Source organism: Halomonas sp. (assembly GCF_052095765.1).
Taxonomy (GTDB): domain Bacteria; phylum Pseudomonadota; class Gammaproteobacteria; order Pseudomonadales; family Halomonadaceae; genus Halomonas.
The window spans coordinates 1-13,985 of record NZ_JBQDJZ010000020.1; the positions used below are offsets into that span (position 1 = coordinate 1).

At 60.3% G+C, this 13,985-nt stretch carries 15 protein-coding genes and 1 tRNA gene; 14 read left to right on the forward strand and 2 right to left on the reverse strand.

The window, feature by feature from the left end:
• Nucleotides 1-52: 52 nt before the first annotated feature.
• Both ACTH3D_RS04335 and ACTH3D_RS04340 read right to left on the reverse strand, forming a co-directional pair.
• The gene (locus ACTH3D_RS04335; RefSeq protein WP_441665625.1) at nt 53-376 is read right to left on the reverse strand and encodes a hypothetical protein; all 324 of its coding nucleotides are present in this window, start codon (nt 374-376) and stop codon (nt 53-55) included.
• A 96-nt stretch (nt 377-472) separates the two neighbouring features.
• Nucleotides 473-549, reverse strand: a tRNA-Ile gene (locus ACTH3D_RS04340).
• Between the two features lie 359 nt (nt 550-908).
• Here ACTH3D_RS04340 and ACTH3D_RS04345 point away from each other — a divergent pair.
• The 14 genes from ACTH3D_RS04345 (at nt 909) to ACTH3D_RS04410 (ending at nt 13,976) form a co-directional block, all read left to right on the forward strand.
• Nucleotides 909-1,583: a hypothetical protein gene (locus tag ACTH3D_RS04345; protein WP_441665627.1), complete on the forward strand. Its 675-nt coding sequence runs from the start codon at nt 909-911 to the stop codon at nt 1,581-1,583.
• A gap of 316 nt (nt 1,584-1,899) precedes the next feature.
• The gene (locus ACTH3D_RS04350) at nt 1,900-2,565 is read left to right on the forward strand and encodes a beta-ketoacyl synthase chain length factor (RefSeq protein WP_441665629.1); all 666 of its coding nucleotides are present in this window, start codon (nt 1,900-1,902) and stop codon (nt 2,563-2,565) included.
• Nucleotides 2,562-3,353, forward strand: a complete 792-nt coding sequence (locus tag ACTH3D_RS04355; RefSeq protein ID WP_441665631.1) for a lysophospholipid acyltransferase family protein — start codon at nt 2,562-2,564, stop codon at nt 3,351-3,353. The genes ACTH3D_RS04350 and ACTH3D_RS04355 overlap by 4 nt, the downstream gene beginning before the upstream one ends.
• Nucleotides 3,325-3,594: a phosphopantetheine-binding protein gene (locus ACTH3D_RS04360; RefSeq protein WP_441665633.1), complete on the forward strand. Its 270-nt coding sequence runs from the start codon at nt 3,325-3,327 to the stop codon at nt 3,592-3,594. The genes ACTH3D_RS04355 and ACTH3D_RS04360 overlap by 29 nt, the downstream gene beginning before the upstream one ends.
• Nucleotides 3,584-3,853, forward strand: coding sequence for an acyl carrier protein (locus tag ACTH3D_RS04365; RefSeq protein ID WP_441665635.1), 270 nt, complete (start codon nt 3,584-3,586; stop codon nt 3,851-3,853). Before ACTH3D_RS04360 ends, ACTH3D_RS04365 begins: the two co-directional genes overlap by 11 nt.
• 7 nt (nt 3,854-3,860) lie before the next feature.
• The gene (locus ACTH3D_RS04370) at nt 3,861-4,394 is read left to right on the forward strand and encodes a hypothetical protein (RefSeq protein WP_441665637.1); all 534 of its coding nucleotides are present in this window, start codon (nt 3,861-3,863) and stop codon (nt 4,392-4,394) included.
• A complete protein-coding gene (locus ACTH3D_RS04375) occupies nt 4,387-6,081 on the forward strand; it encodes an AMP-binding protein (RefSeq protein ID WP_441665639.1) in 1,695 nt (564 codons plus the stop codon). Before ACTH3D_RS04370 ends, ACTH3D_RS04375 begins: the two co-directional genes overlap by 8 nt.
• A 3-nt stretch (nt 6,082-6,084) precedes the next feature.
• A complete protein-coding gene (locus tag ACTH3D_RS04380) occupies nt 6,085-6,828 on the forward strand; it encodes a glycosyltransferase family 2 protein (protein ID WP_441665641.1) in 744 nt (247 codons plus the stop codon).
• Between the two features lie 16 nt (nt 6,829-6,844).
• The gene (locus ACTH3D_RS04385; RefSeq protein WP_441665643.1) at nt 6,845-7,786 is read left to right on the forward strand and encodes an LpxL/LpxP family acyltransferase; all 942 of its coding nucleotides are present in this window, start codon (nt 6,845-6,847) and stop codon (nt 7,784-7,786) included.
• Nucleotides 7,770-9,323, forward strand: coding sequence for an HAL/PAL/TAL family ammonia-lyase (locus tag ACTH3D_RS04390; RefSeq protein WP_441665645.1), 1,554 nt, complete (start codon nt 7,770-7,772; stop codon nt 9,321-9,323). Before ACTH3D_RS04385 ends, ACTH3D_RS04390 begins: the two co-directional genes overlap by 17 nt.
• The gene (locus ACTH3D_RS04395; protein WP_441665647.1) at nt 9,313-9,753 is read left to right on the forward strand and encodes an acyl-CoA thioesterase; all 441 of its coding nucleotides are present in this window, start codon (nt 9,313-9,315) and stop codon (nt 9,751-9,753) included. The genes ACTH3D_RS04390 and ACTH3D_RS04395 overlap by 11 nt, the downstream gene beginning before the upstream one ends.
• A complete protein-coding gene (locus ACTH3D_RS04400) occupies nt 9,750-10,367 on the forward strand; it encodes a hypothetical protein (protein ID WP_441665649.1) in 618 nt (205 codons plus the stop codon). The genes ACTH3D_RS04395 and ACTH3D_RS04400 overlap by 4 nt, the downstream gene beginning before the upstream one ends.
• A 77-nt stretch (nt 10,368-10,444) precedes the next feature.
• Nucleotides 10,445-12,724 carry an MMPL family transporter gene (locus ACTH3D_RS04405; RefSeq protein WP_441665651.1) on the forward strand — a complete coding sequence of 760 codons (2,280 nt, stop codon included), beginning with the start codon at nt 10,445-10,447 and terminating at the stop codon, nt 12,722-12,724.
• A 4-nt stretch (nt 12,725-12,728) separates the two neighbouring features.
• Nucleotides 12,729-13,976 (forward strand): NAD(P)/FAD-dependent oxidoreductase, encoded by a 1,248-nt coding sequence (locus tag ACTH3D_RS04410; protein ID WP_441665653.1) that lies wholly within the window; start codon nt 12,729-12,731, stop codon nt 13,974-13,976.
• The last annotated feature ends 9 nt before the right edge of the window (nt 13,977-13,985 follow it).

A 13,985-nucleotide genomic window follows, 5' to 3' on the forward strand; every position in this document is an offset into this window, starting at 1 on the left:
CACCTCGTTTAGTGTACTACCTTAACGGGGTGTCCACTTTTGGTGGGCAAGATCACAGTTCCGGCGTCAGGGCCGCAAGGGAGTACTTACCCAGATGCTCGATAAGCGTGCTGGCCTTTTGGCGTTCACTTTTCTGGGTGCTGGGCTTCTTGGTAGGGGTAACGTCGGCGAGATAGCGCTTGAGTGCCGCTTCGAGCGTCATGCGCTCAGAGGCGCTGCGCTGGATATAGATACCACGCACCATTTCATCTTCGGTGCGGCGTGCCCAGTCCTGAGCGTCTCGCTTGGTGCGGAAGGTCTTGGCGGTGGTGGGCCAGCCTGTCTTGCGGATGACGGCTTTCCAGCTTCCTGCGGGGGTCTTGACGATGGTGGCCATGAAAATCTCCAGGGGCTGAAGGATCGGCACTGTACCGAAACTGTACCCTTGGACTATGGGACTCACCAGAGTGAATTCATAAGATGCTGATTTCATTGGTGGGCCCAGCTGGACTCGAACCAGCGACCAAGGGATTATGAGTCCCCTGCTCTAACCAACTGAGCTATAGGCCCTTTACAACGTGTTACTAGAGATTGCACTGCGTTGCACAGTGCGGGCGATATGATACCCAAAGCCGCAGGGCGAGGCTAGCGGCTGAGGTGGTTAATTTTCCCTGAAGCATGACAAACGCCCCACGGCCCTCTCCTAGCTGGCCTATGCCTGCAATGGTTGCTCAAATTCCGAACACCAGTGCTGGGCTTATGCACTATCTTGGCTCAACCCACCTTGAGCATCGAGATAACTTGTACCGTACCCATAGCCCGAAAGGAGCTTTTTGTGTAGAAAAACAAAAAACAAATGCTAATAAAATTTAAGTCAATTAGGATCTACTGAAGGTTTGTAAACAGTTTTGAAACTCAAGGAATATAGCATGAAAAAAACACTTGTCGCACTAACTATCTTGATGGTTTTAGTTCTGCAGGGGTGCGCCACTAGCCGGAGCGTCATTGATATCCATGCACCTGCAGAGCATGTTAACACACAAGTAAATGACCCATCTCGCCCCAGCCTTTATATACGGCAAGTTATCGACAAGCGGCAGTTTCAGGATGCTCCCAATTCTGCAGATATACCGTCTCTAGGCTTCGAGGGTGCTTCAGCAGCTACAGAAGATATAAAAGCTCGAGCTGTCGGTCGCAAGCGTAATGGATACGGTAAAGCACTCGGCGACATCCTACTGCCCGAGGGCACAACTGTCACTGACCTCGTGCAAGCCGCAGCAGCAGAAGGCTTTGAAAAAGCCGGATGGCAAGTGGTCAATAACGCCAATAGCAGTCAGGACGTCACGACTGTCGATATCGAAGTCACTCGATTCTGGACATGGTTCCAGCCCGGCTTCTGGAGCCTTGCCCTGAATACGGATATCGAGACTGAGTTCGGCATCTCAGACCAACACCACATTTCTCCAATCCATGTTCACAACCGCGATAAAATGCAGGTGGCTCTGGACAGCGACTGGAAGAAAAGCACGGAGCTGGCACTAGAACAATATCGGGACGCTATCGCTTCGCAGGCGAAGCCCTGGCCGCAAGGGAGTAGACCATAAGCCCAGTGAGGCAGCTCCTGTGTTGATAAAAAACGCCCGATGTCCGGCATGGAAGCCGGACACTCTCATCACATGTTGGCTCTCGCTCAGGTACAGCTACTGTGCTCCACCACAGCGTCTTCTTATTTTCCGATAAGCTGACCGGCCACTGATACGAAAATTCAAGCATAATGCCGCACGCCAAACCCTACAATCATGGTCACAAGCGGTCATTTTTTAGCAACGGATTAACTGCCATTACTGTCCGACAACACTTGGACGTATCTGAGTACCAAGCTAACATATGCACTTTTTATTCAAGGTGTTTAGTATAAGCATGAAACAACTACGCCTAAGTAACTGGCTAGGCTGGCGTTCCGATGAGCAGGCTAGCGTGACATGTGCGCAAATTCTGCCCAGGAGCAAGCCAGGTCGATCCCTGCCTGCACTACTTAGGCGGCGATTGGACGATGTTGGTCGCGCCACCTGCGATATCCTGGCCGGCCTGGACCCTGAGGCCAGCTTCCCCTTGATTCATGCCTCTCGCCATGGCGATGCCAGCCACACACTGTCCATGCTGAAACTGTTGGCTGAGAACGCGCCCCTGTCGCCCACGCGTTTCTCCATGTCGGTACATAACGCCACCTTGGGCGTGCACGCCATCGCTAATAATCACCGACGTCCTCTTCAAGCACTCGGCGCCCGCGGCAACGAGTTCGAAGCCTTGCTGTGGGAAGCTTACGGCTATCTTGACGCGAATCACAAAGCCGTCATCATCGCCTTTAGCGAAGGCGAACTTCCCGAAGAATACGTTCCTTATACGCAGCATCCCGGCCATGCCTGTGTCGTTGGCTTGCGTCTGTCACTCGATCAGGGCACTCCTCTTATCGTCAAAGCCAGCACAGTGCCATCATCGTCACCTACACCGCTGGACGTCGTCAGCTGGCTCACAGGCCATCAGCAGTACCTGAGTGCAGCACAGCGCTGGGAGCTCGGTGCGTGATAACTCTCGATCAATGGCGTCGCGGTGCCGGTACCGCCTTGTCTTTTACCCTCTTCGGTGTCGGCGGTCTGATTATCGGCCTGGTCATTGCACCGCTGCTGCGTCTCAGTGTACGTGATAGTGAAAAACGCCAGCGCCTGGCACGCAATGTCATCCAAAGCATCTTTCGCGCCTTTATTGGCATGATGAAGGTACTCGGCGTTCTTGACTATCAGATAGAGAATAGCGAACGACTCCACCGCCCAGGCCGCCTGATTCTAGCCAACCATCCGTCATTGATCGATGTAGTCTTTCTGCTGGCCCACACCCCTAATGCCGACTGCATCGTTAAGGGCAGGCTCGTCTCCAACCCTTTCACCCGTGGCCCTATACGCGCTGCCGGCTACATCACGAATCGTGACCCCGAAGAGGTGCTGGACGCGGCGCGCTCGAGCCTCGCCCAGGGCAACTCGCTGATTCTTTTTCCCGAAGGCACTCGGACAATACCAGGGCGGCCGATAAAATTTCGGCGTGGCGGGGCCAATATCGCACTGCGTACAGGTACCACTATCACACCGGTACTGATTCACTGTACACCGACCACCCTGACCAAGGGTGAGCCTTGGTATCATATACCCAGACGCAAGGTGCAAATGCGCTTGCGTGTCCTCGATGACCTGCCGCAAGAGCCGGCGTCGAATCAACCCACCAGCCAGCAAGCCCGACAATTGACGCGGGAACTGAGCGGTTATTTCAACAGGGAACTGGAGCGCTTCCATCATGAGCGAGACAACACCGCTGTCGCTTGATCTGAAACGCATGATCATCGACACCCTCGAACTTGAGGACATCACCCCCGAGGATATCGACTATCACGCCCCGCTATTCGGCGAAGGACTTGGGCTGGATTCTATCGATGCCCTCGAGCTTGGTCTGGCGTTGCAGAAGCGCTACGGAGTTAAGCTCGATGCAGAAGCCGAGGAGACTCGTCGCCATTTCGCGAGCCTTGCAGCGCTCGAAGCGCTGGTGGAGGAACGTCGTGTCAACTGACACCAATCAGCAGGTCAGCCGAGAGCAGATTCTCGCCCATGTACAGCGCACCCTAGTCGAGCTGTTCGAAGTGTCACCCTCGGAGGTAAAGCCCGAAGCGCGACTGTACGAAGACTTAGATATCGACAGCATTGACGCCATCGACCTTGTCGTTGAGCTGAAACAGTTCACTGGTCGCCGCATCAATCCCGAGGCTTTCAAGTCCGTGCGCAGCATTGATGACGTGGTCAACGCCGTCGAAAACCTGATGCACGACTGAGCCAGCAATGCATATCTTCGGTACCCTTGCTGCCGCGCTGACCATAGCCTGGCCGCTGACGGTGTGGTGGCTGCAAGAGTCTCTAGGTCCCTGGCCGCTACTGCTAATCGGCTGCAGTCTAATCGCCTGGCGCCTGCCCCAGGCGCGCGGTTTTGCCGTCATCGCTGCCATCGGGATGCTGGCAGTAGGGCTTGCGATCGATGCTGAGCTCGGCATGCGCGGCTACCCAGTGGCCATCAATACCGTGCTGCTGGCAACTTTCGCCACCAGCCTGTGGCAAGGCATGCCGGTGGTCGAGCGCCTGGCGCGGCTCAAGGAGCCAGACCTGCCACCTCAAGGCGTTCTCTACACGCGCCGCGTAACCCAAGTTTGGTGCGTTTTCTTCATGATCAACGGGGCCATTGCCGCCTGGACCGCAGCCTATGCCGACCTGGCTCTGTGGTCACTGTATAACGGCGTTATCAGCTACGGCCTAATTGCCCTGATGTTTACCGGCGAATGGTACTGTCGTCGCCGCCTGCGGAGCTCGGACCATGGATAGCCTCGGGAACTACCAGACACTGATGCAGCTGCCCTGGCGTCGCGTGCAGGCCGCATCGCGGCCCCTGCCCGTCCCCTGGTGCTATCCCGATCAGCTCCGCGCCGATATCGATGCCTGGCGCGCCTGGCTCCTCACTCAGCCCATGGGACGCTGGCTACTGATAGAGCCGGAACCGCATGCCTTCACCGCCGCGCTGCTGGCACTATGGGAAAGCGGTCGCAGCGCCGTGCTGCCGGGTGACGGTCGCCCTCAAACCCTGGCCCGACTCCAGCTTTCAGTCGAGGGGGCACTACCGTCAACGCGACCAACGCCAAGTCATGCAGCCCTATCAGCACTGGGCCGCCCGCCACTATCACTGGAACCGGAGAGCGAGGCCGTGATGCTCTACACCTCAGGCTCCACCGGCAATCCGTTGATGCAACCGAAGTGCTTTCGTCAGCTGGCCAGCGAGCTCGACTGCCAGGCCGAACTGTGGCCTATGGATAACGGCGCGGTCGTATCACAGGTCAGCCATCAGCATATCTATGGGCTGCTCACTGGCATCCTGCGTCCGTTATGTCACGGTGTGCCCTTTTGTGGCGCCGAGAACCGCTACCCTGAAGCCATGGCCGAGCGCCTAGCCGAGGCTAGCCGGGCCGGGTTCGCCGCACACCTGATTTCCTCTCCGGCCCAGCTATCGCGCCTGCCAGATCATCTCTCGTGGCAGGCCCCTGTCAGGGTGTTTTCATCGGGAGCGCCTCTCGCCGAAGACGACGCAAAACGTTGTGAAAATCTGCTTGGGGCGCCGGTGATTGAAATCTATGGCAGCACCGAGACCGGCGGCATCGCTCATCGCCGCCAGACGCTGTGTGAAGCCTGGACGCCGCTGCCAAGCGTAGAACTTTCATTCGTCGACGCCACCTTGAGTCTGCGCTCGCCTTTTCTCACCGCGCCCACCGAATGGTGGCAGCAGTCCGATAACGTTGAGCCCTGTCCAGAAGGTTTTCGCTTGCTCGGTCGTGCCGACCGACTGGCCAAAATTGCTGGCAAGCGCATCTCTCTCAACGCACTTGAACGCCACCTTTGTCAACTCGATGTCGTCGACGAAGCTCACTGCCTTGAGCTTGATCGACGCGATGGCCGCCTGGGCATAGTGGTAGCATTATGCCCAGGCGTCCTACCCAGGCACCACGCCAGGCGCCGTGCTCTGGTAACGGCGCTGCGTGAGCACCTCGCCATACGGTTTGAGAGCGTGGTTATCCCACGCTACTGGCGCTTCGTTGAGTCGCTGCCGAGCAATACTCAAGGCAAACGCGATCACGCTACGCTTAGACGCTTCTTCGATGATCTCGACGATGATCGCCTGCCGCGCTGGCTGGGTGGTTGCGAGCACGACGGCAAGCACATCATCACGCTGGAAGTCCCCGAACGGCTGCGTTATCTACAAGGCCATTTTGATAAATTTTCGCTGGTACCCGGCGTGGTCATGGTTCAGTGGGCCATCCAGTACGCTCGCGAAGTGTTCGGCACACTGGGTGATTTTGGCGGCCTCGAGCGGCTCAAGTTCCAGAAGGTTCTGCTTCCCGGTCAACGCCTGACGCTAAGCCTAGAAAGACGTCCCGATGGGGTCACCTTCGCTTTCGACACTGTGCAGGGACGACATGCCAGCGGTCAGGTACTTTTCACTCAGGAAGCCCAGGATGACTGAACGATGATAACTGAGCCTCACCTCTGCGCAGTGGTGCCAGTCTACAACCATCCCGACACCATCACCTCCGTGTGCACCCAGCTCAGCAAACTCGGCCTACCCGTGGTGCTGGTAGATGATGGCTGCGACGCCAACTGCCGCCAAATCCTTGAGCAGCTCAACGCTTCGGGTTACCACCTGGTGACACATGAGAAAAATCACGGCAAAGGAGCCGCCGTGCGCTCGGGGCTTGTCGAAGCCAAACGACTCGGTTTCACCCATGGCCTTCAGGTCGATGCCGATGGCCAGCATCATGTTGACGACCTGCCGGCCTTTCTCGAAGCCATGCACCAGGCACCAGGAACACTGATAGTCAGCTACGCCTGCTACGACGACAGCGTGCCCAAGGCTCGCCTCTACGGGCGCTATGCCACCCACGTCTGGGTATGGATCAATACTCTGTCGCGGCACATTCGCGACACCATGTGCGGCGTCCGGCTATATCCATTGGCGCCGGTCAATGCACTACTCGATCGCCATGCTTGCGGCGATCGCATGACCTTCGACACCGAGGTACTGGTGCGCTGGTACTGGTCTGGCGGGGCACTGAAGAATTTGCCGGTGCGAGTCCACTATCCGGAGCAAGGAGTAAGCCACTTTGCCATGTGGCGCGACAACGCCCAGATCAGCCTGATGCATACACGACTGTTCTTCGGCATGTTGGCGCGAGTCCCCCGCTTGTTGCGCAGGCGGAGGAAGCAGCCATGAGCTTGGAGAAAATCCCATGAGCCGGAACCACTGGGCCACCATCGGCGAGCGCGGCAGCCTCTCAGGCATGCTGTTCATGGTCAGGCTGCGACGCTTGGGCGATTGGCCGTTTCAGCTACTGCTGTGGCCGGTAATCCTGTGGTACTACTTGTCACACCGCATTGCCCGACACGCCTCGCGTGACTACTTGCTGCGCCTCAATACCAGCCTCGGACGGCGCCCCCTAGCACTGAGAGGCCGTAGCTTTCGCCACTTCTTGAGTTTCGGACGCTCGCTGATGGACAAAGTGGCCGCCTGGAGCGGCGAATATCCGCCCTCGCGCCTATCCGGCAACGGCGTACAGCGCTTTAGTGCGGCGGTGGACGGAGGCCAGGGCGGGCTGATTCTGGTTGCCCATCATGGCAACCTAGACGTGGTCAACGCCCTGAGCGAATGCCACCCGAACCTTGACCTCACCGTCATCATGCACACGCGCAACGCTCGCAAGTTCAACGAGTTACTTGAGCAGGCCACCGGGCGCCGCCAGCCCGAGATACTTGAGGTCAGCGAACTATCACCAGCGAGTGCCCAGCAGCTGGATGCGCGTATTCGCGCCGGTGGCTTCGTCGTCATCGCCGCTGATCGCACTCCGCCTCGGCAGGGGCGTACCCGCAAGCTGGATTTCCTCGGCGCGCCAGCGCTCTTCCCGGAAGGGCCTTTTCTTCTCGCCACCTTGCTACGCTGCCGAGTCTATCGATTAGCCTGCGTGCGTGAAAACGACAGCTTCCTAGTCGAATTCGACCTCATCGACGATACCGCCAAGCTGGGCCGCCGTGAGCGCAGCGCCTGGATCGGCGATGCCATGCAACGCCATGCTGACGACTTGGCCAGCCGAGTGCGCCGCCATCCGCTGCAGTGGTTCAATTTCTTCCCTTTCTGGCATGCCCAAGAGACATCCGATCATGACCCATCACACTGAGCCACTCTCGCCTTTGATTTTATCGGGCCAGGATTTGAGCCTTGAAGATGTCCTAGCGGTGGCCGAGAGCCGTCGCCAGGTCGTGCTGTCCGAAGACGGCGAGTTTCGCGCGCGCATCGAGCGCGGCCAACACTTCCTCGAACGCCTGCTCAAAGAAGACGGAGTGGTCTACGGTGTCACCACCGGTTATGGCGACGCCTGCACTCGGCCTGTCAATGCCGAAGACATTGCCTGCCTGCCCCATCAGCTGTTCACCTTTCATGGCTGCGGCATGGGTCAGGCACTAACGCCGGAAGCCGCACGCGCAGTGGTGCTGGTACGTTTGATTTCGCTGTGCCGAGGACTCTCGGGAGTCAGCGTCGAGCTGCTCGAGCGCCTGACCTGGCTGCTGGAGCACGACGTCATGCCGGTGATTCCCGAGGAAGGCTCGGTGGGGGCCAGCGGCGACCTGACGCCGCTGTCGTACCTGGCTGCCGTGCTGTGTGGCGAACGTGAGGTGATCGACAACGGCGTGCGACGTCCGGCCGCCGAGGCGCTAGCCGAACGTGACCTGCCCCCCTACCGACTCAAGCCCAAGGAAGGCCTGGCGCTGATGAACGGCACCGCCGTCATGACCGCCCTGGGCGTGCTGGCCTTCGCTCGCTGCGAATACCTGTCCGCGCTCACTACACGCATCACCGCGCTGTCGGTGCAGGCATTAGACGGCAACCCCTATCACTTCGATGCCGAACTGTTCTCCGCCAAACCACACCTCGGCCAGCAGCGCGTCGCTCAGCGTCTGCGCGAAGACCTGCATGCCCCGGCAACACCGCGCAACTCGCCACGGCTGCAGGATCGCTACTCTACGCGCTGCGCACCCCATGTGATCGGCGTGGTCGAGGACGCCCTACCCTGGTGGCGGCAGTTTCTGACCAACGAACTCAACAGCGCCAACGACAACCCGCTGATCGACACCGACGCCGACAAGGTCATGCATGGCGGCCACTTCTATGGCGGCCATGTGGCCTTCGTCATGGACAGCCTCAAGCAGCTGGTAGCGAATCTCGCCGACCTGCTCGATCGTCAACTGGCGCTACTGGTCGACAGTCGCTATAACCATGGCCTGCCGAGCAACCTGAGTGGTGCCAGCCCCGAGCGCCTGGCGCTGAACCATGGCTACAAGGCAGTCCAGATCGGCGCCTCCGCCTGGACTGCCGAGGCCCTCAAGTTAACCATGCCAGCCAGCGTATTCTCACGCTCCACCGAGTGCCATAATCAGGACAAGGTAAGCATGGGCACCATCTCCGCCCGAGATGCACTGCGTGTGCTCACCCTGGTCGAACAGGTCGCCGCCGCCACCCTGCATGCCGCAGTTCAGGGCGTCGAGCTACGTAGCCGACTCAGCAGCAGCGACGCCGTACCCAAGCGCCTAACGGACTTTGTCGATCACCTCCGCCGGGACATCGCACCATTGGGCGAGGATCGTGCGCTGGATAGCGATCTCAATCGCCTCTGCAAACTGATTCGCCACCGTCACTGGAGTCTGTATGACGCCTGATGATCGCCCCCTGCCGCGGGCCGAAGTCGAGATCGAAGTACCGTTCCACGACGTCGACATGATGGCGGTCGCCTGGCACGGCAACTATGTGCGCTATCTCGAAATTGCCCGTTGTCGGCTACTCGATGCCATCGACTATAACTACCTGCAGATGCAGGCGTCGGGGTTTGCCTGGCCGGTAATCGACCTGCGTATCCGCTACGCCGCGCCGGCACTGTTTGCCCAGCGCCTGCGCATCGAGGCCCGCCTCAGCGAATGGGAACATCGCCTCAAGATCGATTACACCATCCGCTGCGCTGATACCCAGCAACGCCTGACCCGGGCATGGACGGTGCAGGTAGCCGTGGATGTCGATGATCGCGAGATGCGCCTGGCCTCCCCTGACGTCCTTATCGAGCGCCTGCTTGCCTGGCAGGAGGCACAGTCATGATCCACGCGCCCCAGCGCCTACGGCGTGTTCTCCACGCAATTGTGGCTACTGTGATGCTATCTAGCGCGACCTTCGCCAACGCGCCGCTCATGGCCGCTGATAGTGAGGCACCGGCCCTGGAAAACCTGAGCCTGGCCACTTTGAGTCAACACCTCAGCGACCAGGCTCCGGCTTGCATGCGCTTCGAACAACGCCGCTGGATGGCGGATCTTGACTTTGAACTGCCGAGCGAAGGCTATTTTCACCGCCAACCCGACAGGCTGGTTTGGCAGACCCTGTCTCCGGTACAGGACCGTGTGGTGCTGGGCAGCGACAATCCCAAGCTGCCGCCAGGGCTCAAGGCCTTGCTGCCAATATTGAACGGATTGCTAGCGGGCGATTGGGAGAGCCTTGAACAGCATTTTCAGGCAAGCCTCTCGGGTTCGCTACGTGCCTGGAAAATCGGGTTGATCGCGCGAAACAGCGCCGTCGCCGAGCAGCTGGAAGGCATAGAGGCCAGCGGGGGTGACACGATGACTCGCCTCAACGTGATCTTTACCAACGGTGACAGGCTGGCTCTCGAGCTGACCCCTGAAGACTGCGCCATCCTTACTGCTGAAGCACCCACGCCATGAGATTCAGCCGGCTGCACAGAGCACCGCAATTCGGTTCCAGGACGCAAAAACAGGCAGCCTTGGCTTGGGCGGCAGTGATGATGATCTGTGCGCTGGTGCTGGCGGTGAATGTCTTGTGCGATGCGCCGCTGGATACCCGCATCACCGCGCTGCTGCCCGAATCCGAAGGTACTGAGCGATTGGCCCATGCCGATGCCAGACTCGGCGAGACCTTCGAGCAGCGCTTCATGCTGTTGGTAGCGGCTCAGAACGACCTGGGGGCCGCTGAGCCCGACAACCAACAGCTCGTCAACCAACTGCAGCAACAACTGGCAGACAGCGGCGTCATCGACAGCTTCGACAGCCAGACACCGCCACGCCCCGATCAGCTGCTGGCGTCTTACCGCTACCGCCTTTTGACCGATGAACTGCAGCAGGCCGATGCCGAGCAGTGGCGCCAGCGTGGCCTGTCACGCTTGTTTACTCCGGGTATCGGGGCAAGCCTTGCGACGGACCCTTTCGGCCTGCTGGACGCCTGGCTCGGCGAGCGTATCTCAGGCCCGGTTACCTGGCATCAGGGTGGCCTCAGCATCGATACATCCGGTGGCCGCTGGGGCCTGGTCAGCGCCACCTTGGCCGGCAACCCCTATGACACGAGCGTGCAGCGCGCCCTGACCGACAGCGTGGCTCGCTTCAGCGATACTCACCCCGAGGTGCAGCTGCTACGCGCAGGCCTGGTATTCCATGCCGCCGCAGGCGCCGAGCAGGCCAAGCGCGAGATCACTACCATCGGTCTCGGCTCGCTGCTTGGCATCATCGCGCTGCTGGCCTTGGTGTTCCGCCGTCCGGTGGTGCTGGCCACCCTGCTGCTGCCTGTCGCTACCGGACTGGTATTCGCCACTGCTCTGACCTGGCTGCTGTTCGGCTCTCTGAACCTGATCACCCTGGCGTTTGGCGCCAGCCTGATCGGCATTTCGGTGGACTATGCCCTGCATCTGCAGTGCACGCGCCAGCTGCACCCCGAACGCCCGCTCAGTCGACTGTGGCCGGGGCTGACCCTGGGCCTGATCTCGAGCCTGTGTGCCTACCTGGTGCAGCTGGCCACGCCAATGCCGGGGCTACGCCAGATGGCCACCTTCGCCGCGCTTGGCCTGATTGGCGCCTGGCTCAGCGTACGCCTGTGGCTACCGCTGCTGCCGGTGCATCCACACCCCGCCACTGGTGCTATCGCCATGCGGCTGAATCATCTGCGCCTGAAACGCCCACACCCCAGTCTGTATCTAGCGGCAGGCCTGATATTGATGGCCGCCATCGGTGTCACTATCAGCCAGGGCAGCACCCGCCACGATCCGCGCCAGTTGAATCCATCGCCCGCGTCTCTGGTCGAACAACAGCAGCGCGTGCAGGCCTTGCTCGAACAGCCGGCAAGCTTCCGCTACCTGTTGGTCAGCGCCGATTCCAGCGATCGGTTGCTGGAGCGCCTGGAGGCGCTCGATGCTCAGCTGGGCAAGCTCGAAAACGACGGCCACCTGTCGTTCTATCAGCACCTGGCCCAGGCGGTGCCTTCGGCGAAGACCCAACAAGCCAACCTTGACCGGGTACGCCAAGCGTACGCTGAAGCTTTGCCGCGCCTGCTTGAGAGTGCGAAGCTCCCCGTCGAGCTGATGCCAAAGCTAATGACTAAACTCGATGCGGTACCCACGCTAACGCCCGAGACCTGGCTTACCAGCCGGGCTGGCGAGTCCGACCGCGCACTATGGCTTCAAAACGTCGATACGCCCGGTGCATTAGTGATGATCGGTGATATAGATGCGACCGCAGCCGAGGCGCTTAATGCCCTCGCCCAGGCACCCGGCGTGATTTATCGTGACCGCGTCCAGTCGCTCAGCGACCAGCTCGCTGGCCTCAGCAGCGAAATACTTCAATGGCTAGGCCTCGCCCTGGCACTGCTGGCACTCACTTTCGGCTGGCGCTACCGCCGCCGAGCCTGGCGCGTGCTATTGCCGCCAGTGGGCGCGGTAATCATCACCCTGGGCATTTTTGCCGCCAGCCATACCGGCCTGACACTGTTTCACCTGCTCGGCCTGCTGCTGGTGCTGGGTATCGGCCTCGATGCCGGTATTTTCAGCACCGAGCACCCAGCTGATCCCGCTGCCTGGCTTGCCATCAGCCTGTCCTGCGCCTCCAGCCTGCTGGCATTCGGCCTGCTGGCCTTCAGCGCCACGCCGGCGCTGCATTTCCTGGGGACGACCTGCCTGATCGGGCTGGTCGCCACCTGGTGTCTGGTACCACTATCCCGGGGCGTTGATCCAAATCATCGCAGTCATTGCGGCCCAGTCAATAGCACAAGGCGCCCACTTCAACATGAGAAGGAATAATTCCATGGAACAGCCAGACAGGACTGACATTGCGATTATCGGTGCGGGCCCATCAGGTGCGGCGGCAGCGGCATGGCTAGTCCGCGCTGGCTATTCGGTCAGGGTGCTGGAGCGCGCGCACTTTCCGCGTTTCTCAATCGGCGAGAGCCTGCTGCCCCAGTGCATGGTGCACCTCGAAACCTGCGGTTTGTTGGCAGCCGCCGAGGCCGGCAACTTCCAGCCCAAGAACGGCGCCGCCTTCTGCCGCGCCGATGACTACACCACCATCGACTTTCGCGACAAGTTCAGCCCTGGCCCCGGTACCACCTGGCAGATTGAGCGCGCCGATTTCGATCAGCGCCTGATAGAAGGGGCACGTGCTGCCGGCGCTCAGGTCGACTTTGGCGTCACCGTCACCGCATTCAGCGCCGACCCAGAGCGCCCCCAACTCACCGTTGTCGATGAGGCCGGCGAAAGCCAGGCGCTGGACGCGCGTTTCGTGCTCGACGCCAGTGGCTATGGCCGGGTGTTGGCCCGCCTGGAAAAACTTGACAAACCTTCTGGCCTGGCCACACGCTGCGCGGTATTCACCCACGTCGAGGACTGCATCGACGCCGGCGACTACGACCGTGAGAAAATCCTCATCGGCGTCCACCCACACCATCCCGAGGTCTGGTACTGGCTGATCCCGTTCAGTAATGGCCGCGCCTCGACAGGAGTCGTAGCCGACATAAGGGTGCTCGAGGCCGCCGGTGATACTGACGAGGAGCGTCTGTGGACGCTACTCGGTGAGGAGCCGCGCTTTGCCCGCCTGCTCAAGCAGGCGACACCCGTACGTGATGTCCGCCGCCTGCAGGGGTACTCCGCAGACATCACGCGCCTACACGGCCCCGGCTATGCGGTGCTCGGCAATGCCGGCGAGTTTCTTGACCCGGTATTCTCCTCCGGCGTTACGATCGCCCTGGACTCCGCCGTCAGGGCCGCGCCCCTGGTGGCTCGTCAGCTTGAAGGTGAGAGCGTCGACTGGGACCATGACTTTGAAATCCCGCTGCGCCGCGGTGTGGCTACGTTCCGGGAGTTCGTCGAGGCCTGGTACGATGGCCGTCTGCCATCCATCATCTTCCACACGGAGCACCAGCCCCGCGTAAAGCAGATGATCGCCTCGGTGCTGGCGGGTTATGCCTGGGATACCGACAACCCCTTCGTGGCTGCCAGTCGGCGCCGTCTGAACAGCCTTGCCGAGCGCTGCTCCCTTGACGCCGAGGCCACCTGACGAATGACC

Excerpts from the sequence above, each read along its gene's own strand:
- ACTH3D_RS04370 (WP_441665637.1), top strand. The coding sequence starts at position 3,861 with ATGCATATCTTCGGTACCCTTGCTGCCGCGCTGACCATAGCCTGGCCG.
- ACTH3D_RS04385 (WP_441665643.1), top strand. The coding sequence starts at position 6,845 with ATGAGCCGGAACCACTGGGCCACCATCGGCGAGCGCGGCAGCCTCTCA.
- ACTH3D_RS04375 (WP_441665639.1), top strand. The coding sequence starts at position 4,387 with ATGGATAGCCTCGGGAACTACCAGACACTGATGCAGCTGCCCTGGCGT.
- ACTH3D_RS04380 (WP_441665641.1), top strand. The coding sequence starts at position 6,085 with ATGATAACTGAGCCTCACCTCTGCGCAGTGGTGCCAGTCTACAACCAT.
- ACTH3D_RS04360 (WP_441665633.1), top strand. The coding sequence starts at position 3,325 with ATGAGCGAGACAACACCGCTGTCGCTTGATCTGAAACGCATGATCATC.
- ACTH3D_RS04335 (WP_441665625.1), bottom strand. The coding sequence starts at position 376 with ATGGCCACCATCGTCAAGACCCCCGCAGGAAGCTGGAAAGCCGTCATC.
- ACTH3D_RS04395 (WP_441665647.1), top strand. The coding sequence starts at position 9,313 with ATGACGCCTGATGATCGCCCCCTGCCGCGGGCCGAAGTCGAGATCGAA.
- ACTH3D_RS04345 (WP_441665627.1), top strand. The coding sequence starts at position 909 with ATGAAAAAAACACTTGTCGCACTAACTATCTTGATGGTTTTAGTTCTG.
- ACTH3D_RS04350 (WP_441665629.1), top strand. The coding sequence starts at position 1,900 with ATGAAACAACTACGCCTAAGTAACTGGCTAGGCTGGCGTTCCGATGAG.
- ACTH3D_RS04410 (WP_441665653.1), top strand. The coding sequence starts at position 12,729 with ATGGAACAGCCAGACAGGACTGACATTGCGATTATCGGTGCGGGCCCA.
- ACTH3D_RS04405 (WP_441665651.1), top strand. The coding sequence starts at position 10,445 with ATGATGATCTGTGCGCTGGTGCTGGCGGTGAATGTCTTGTGCGATGCG.
- ACTH3D_RS04400 (WP_441665649.1), top strand. The coding sequence starts at position 9,750 with ATGATCCACGCGCCCCAGCGCCTACGGCGTGTTCTCCACGCAATTGTG.
- ACTH3D_RS04390 (WP_441665645.1), top strand. The coding sequence starts at position 7,770 with ATGACCCATCACACTGAGCCACTCTCGCCTTTGATTTTATCGGGCCAG.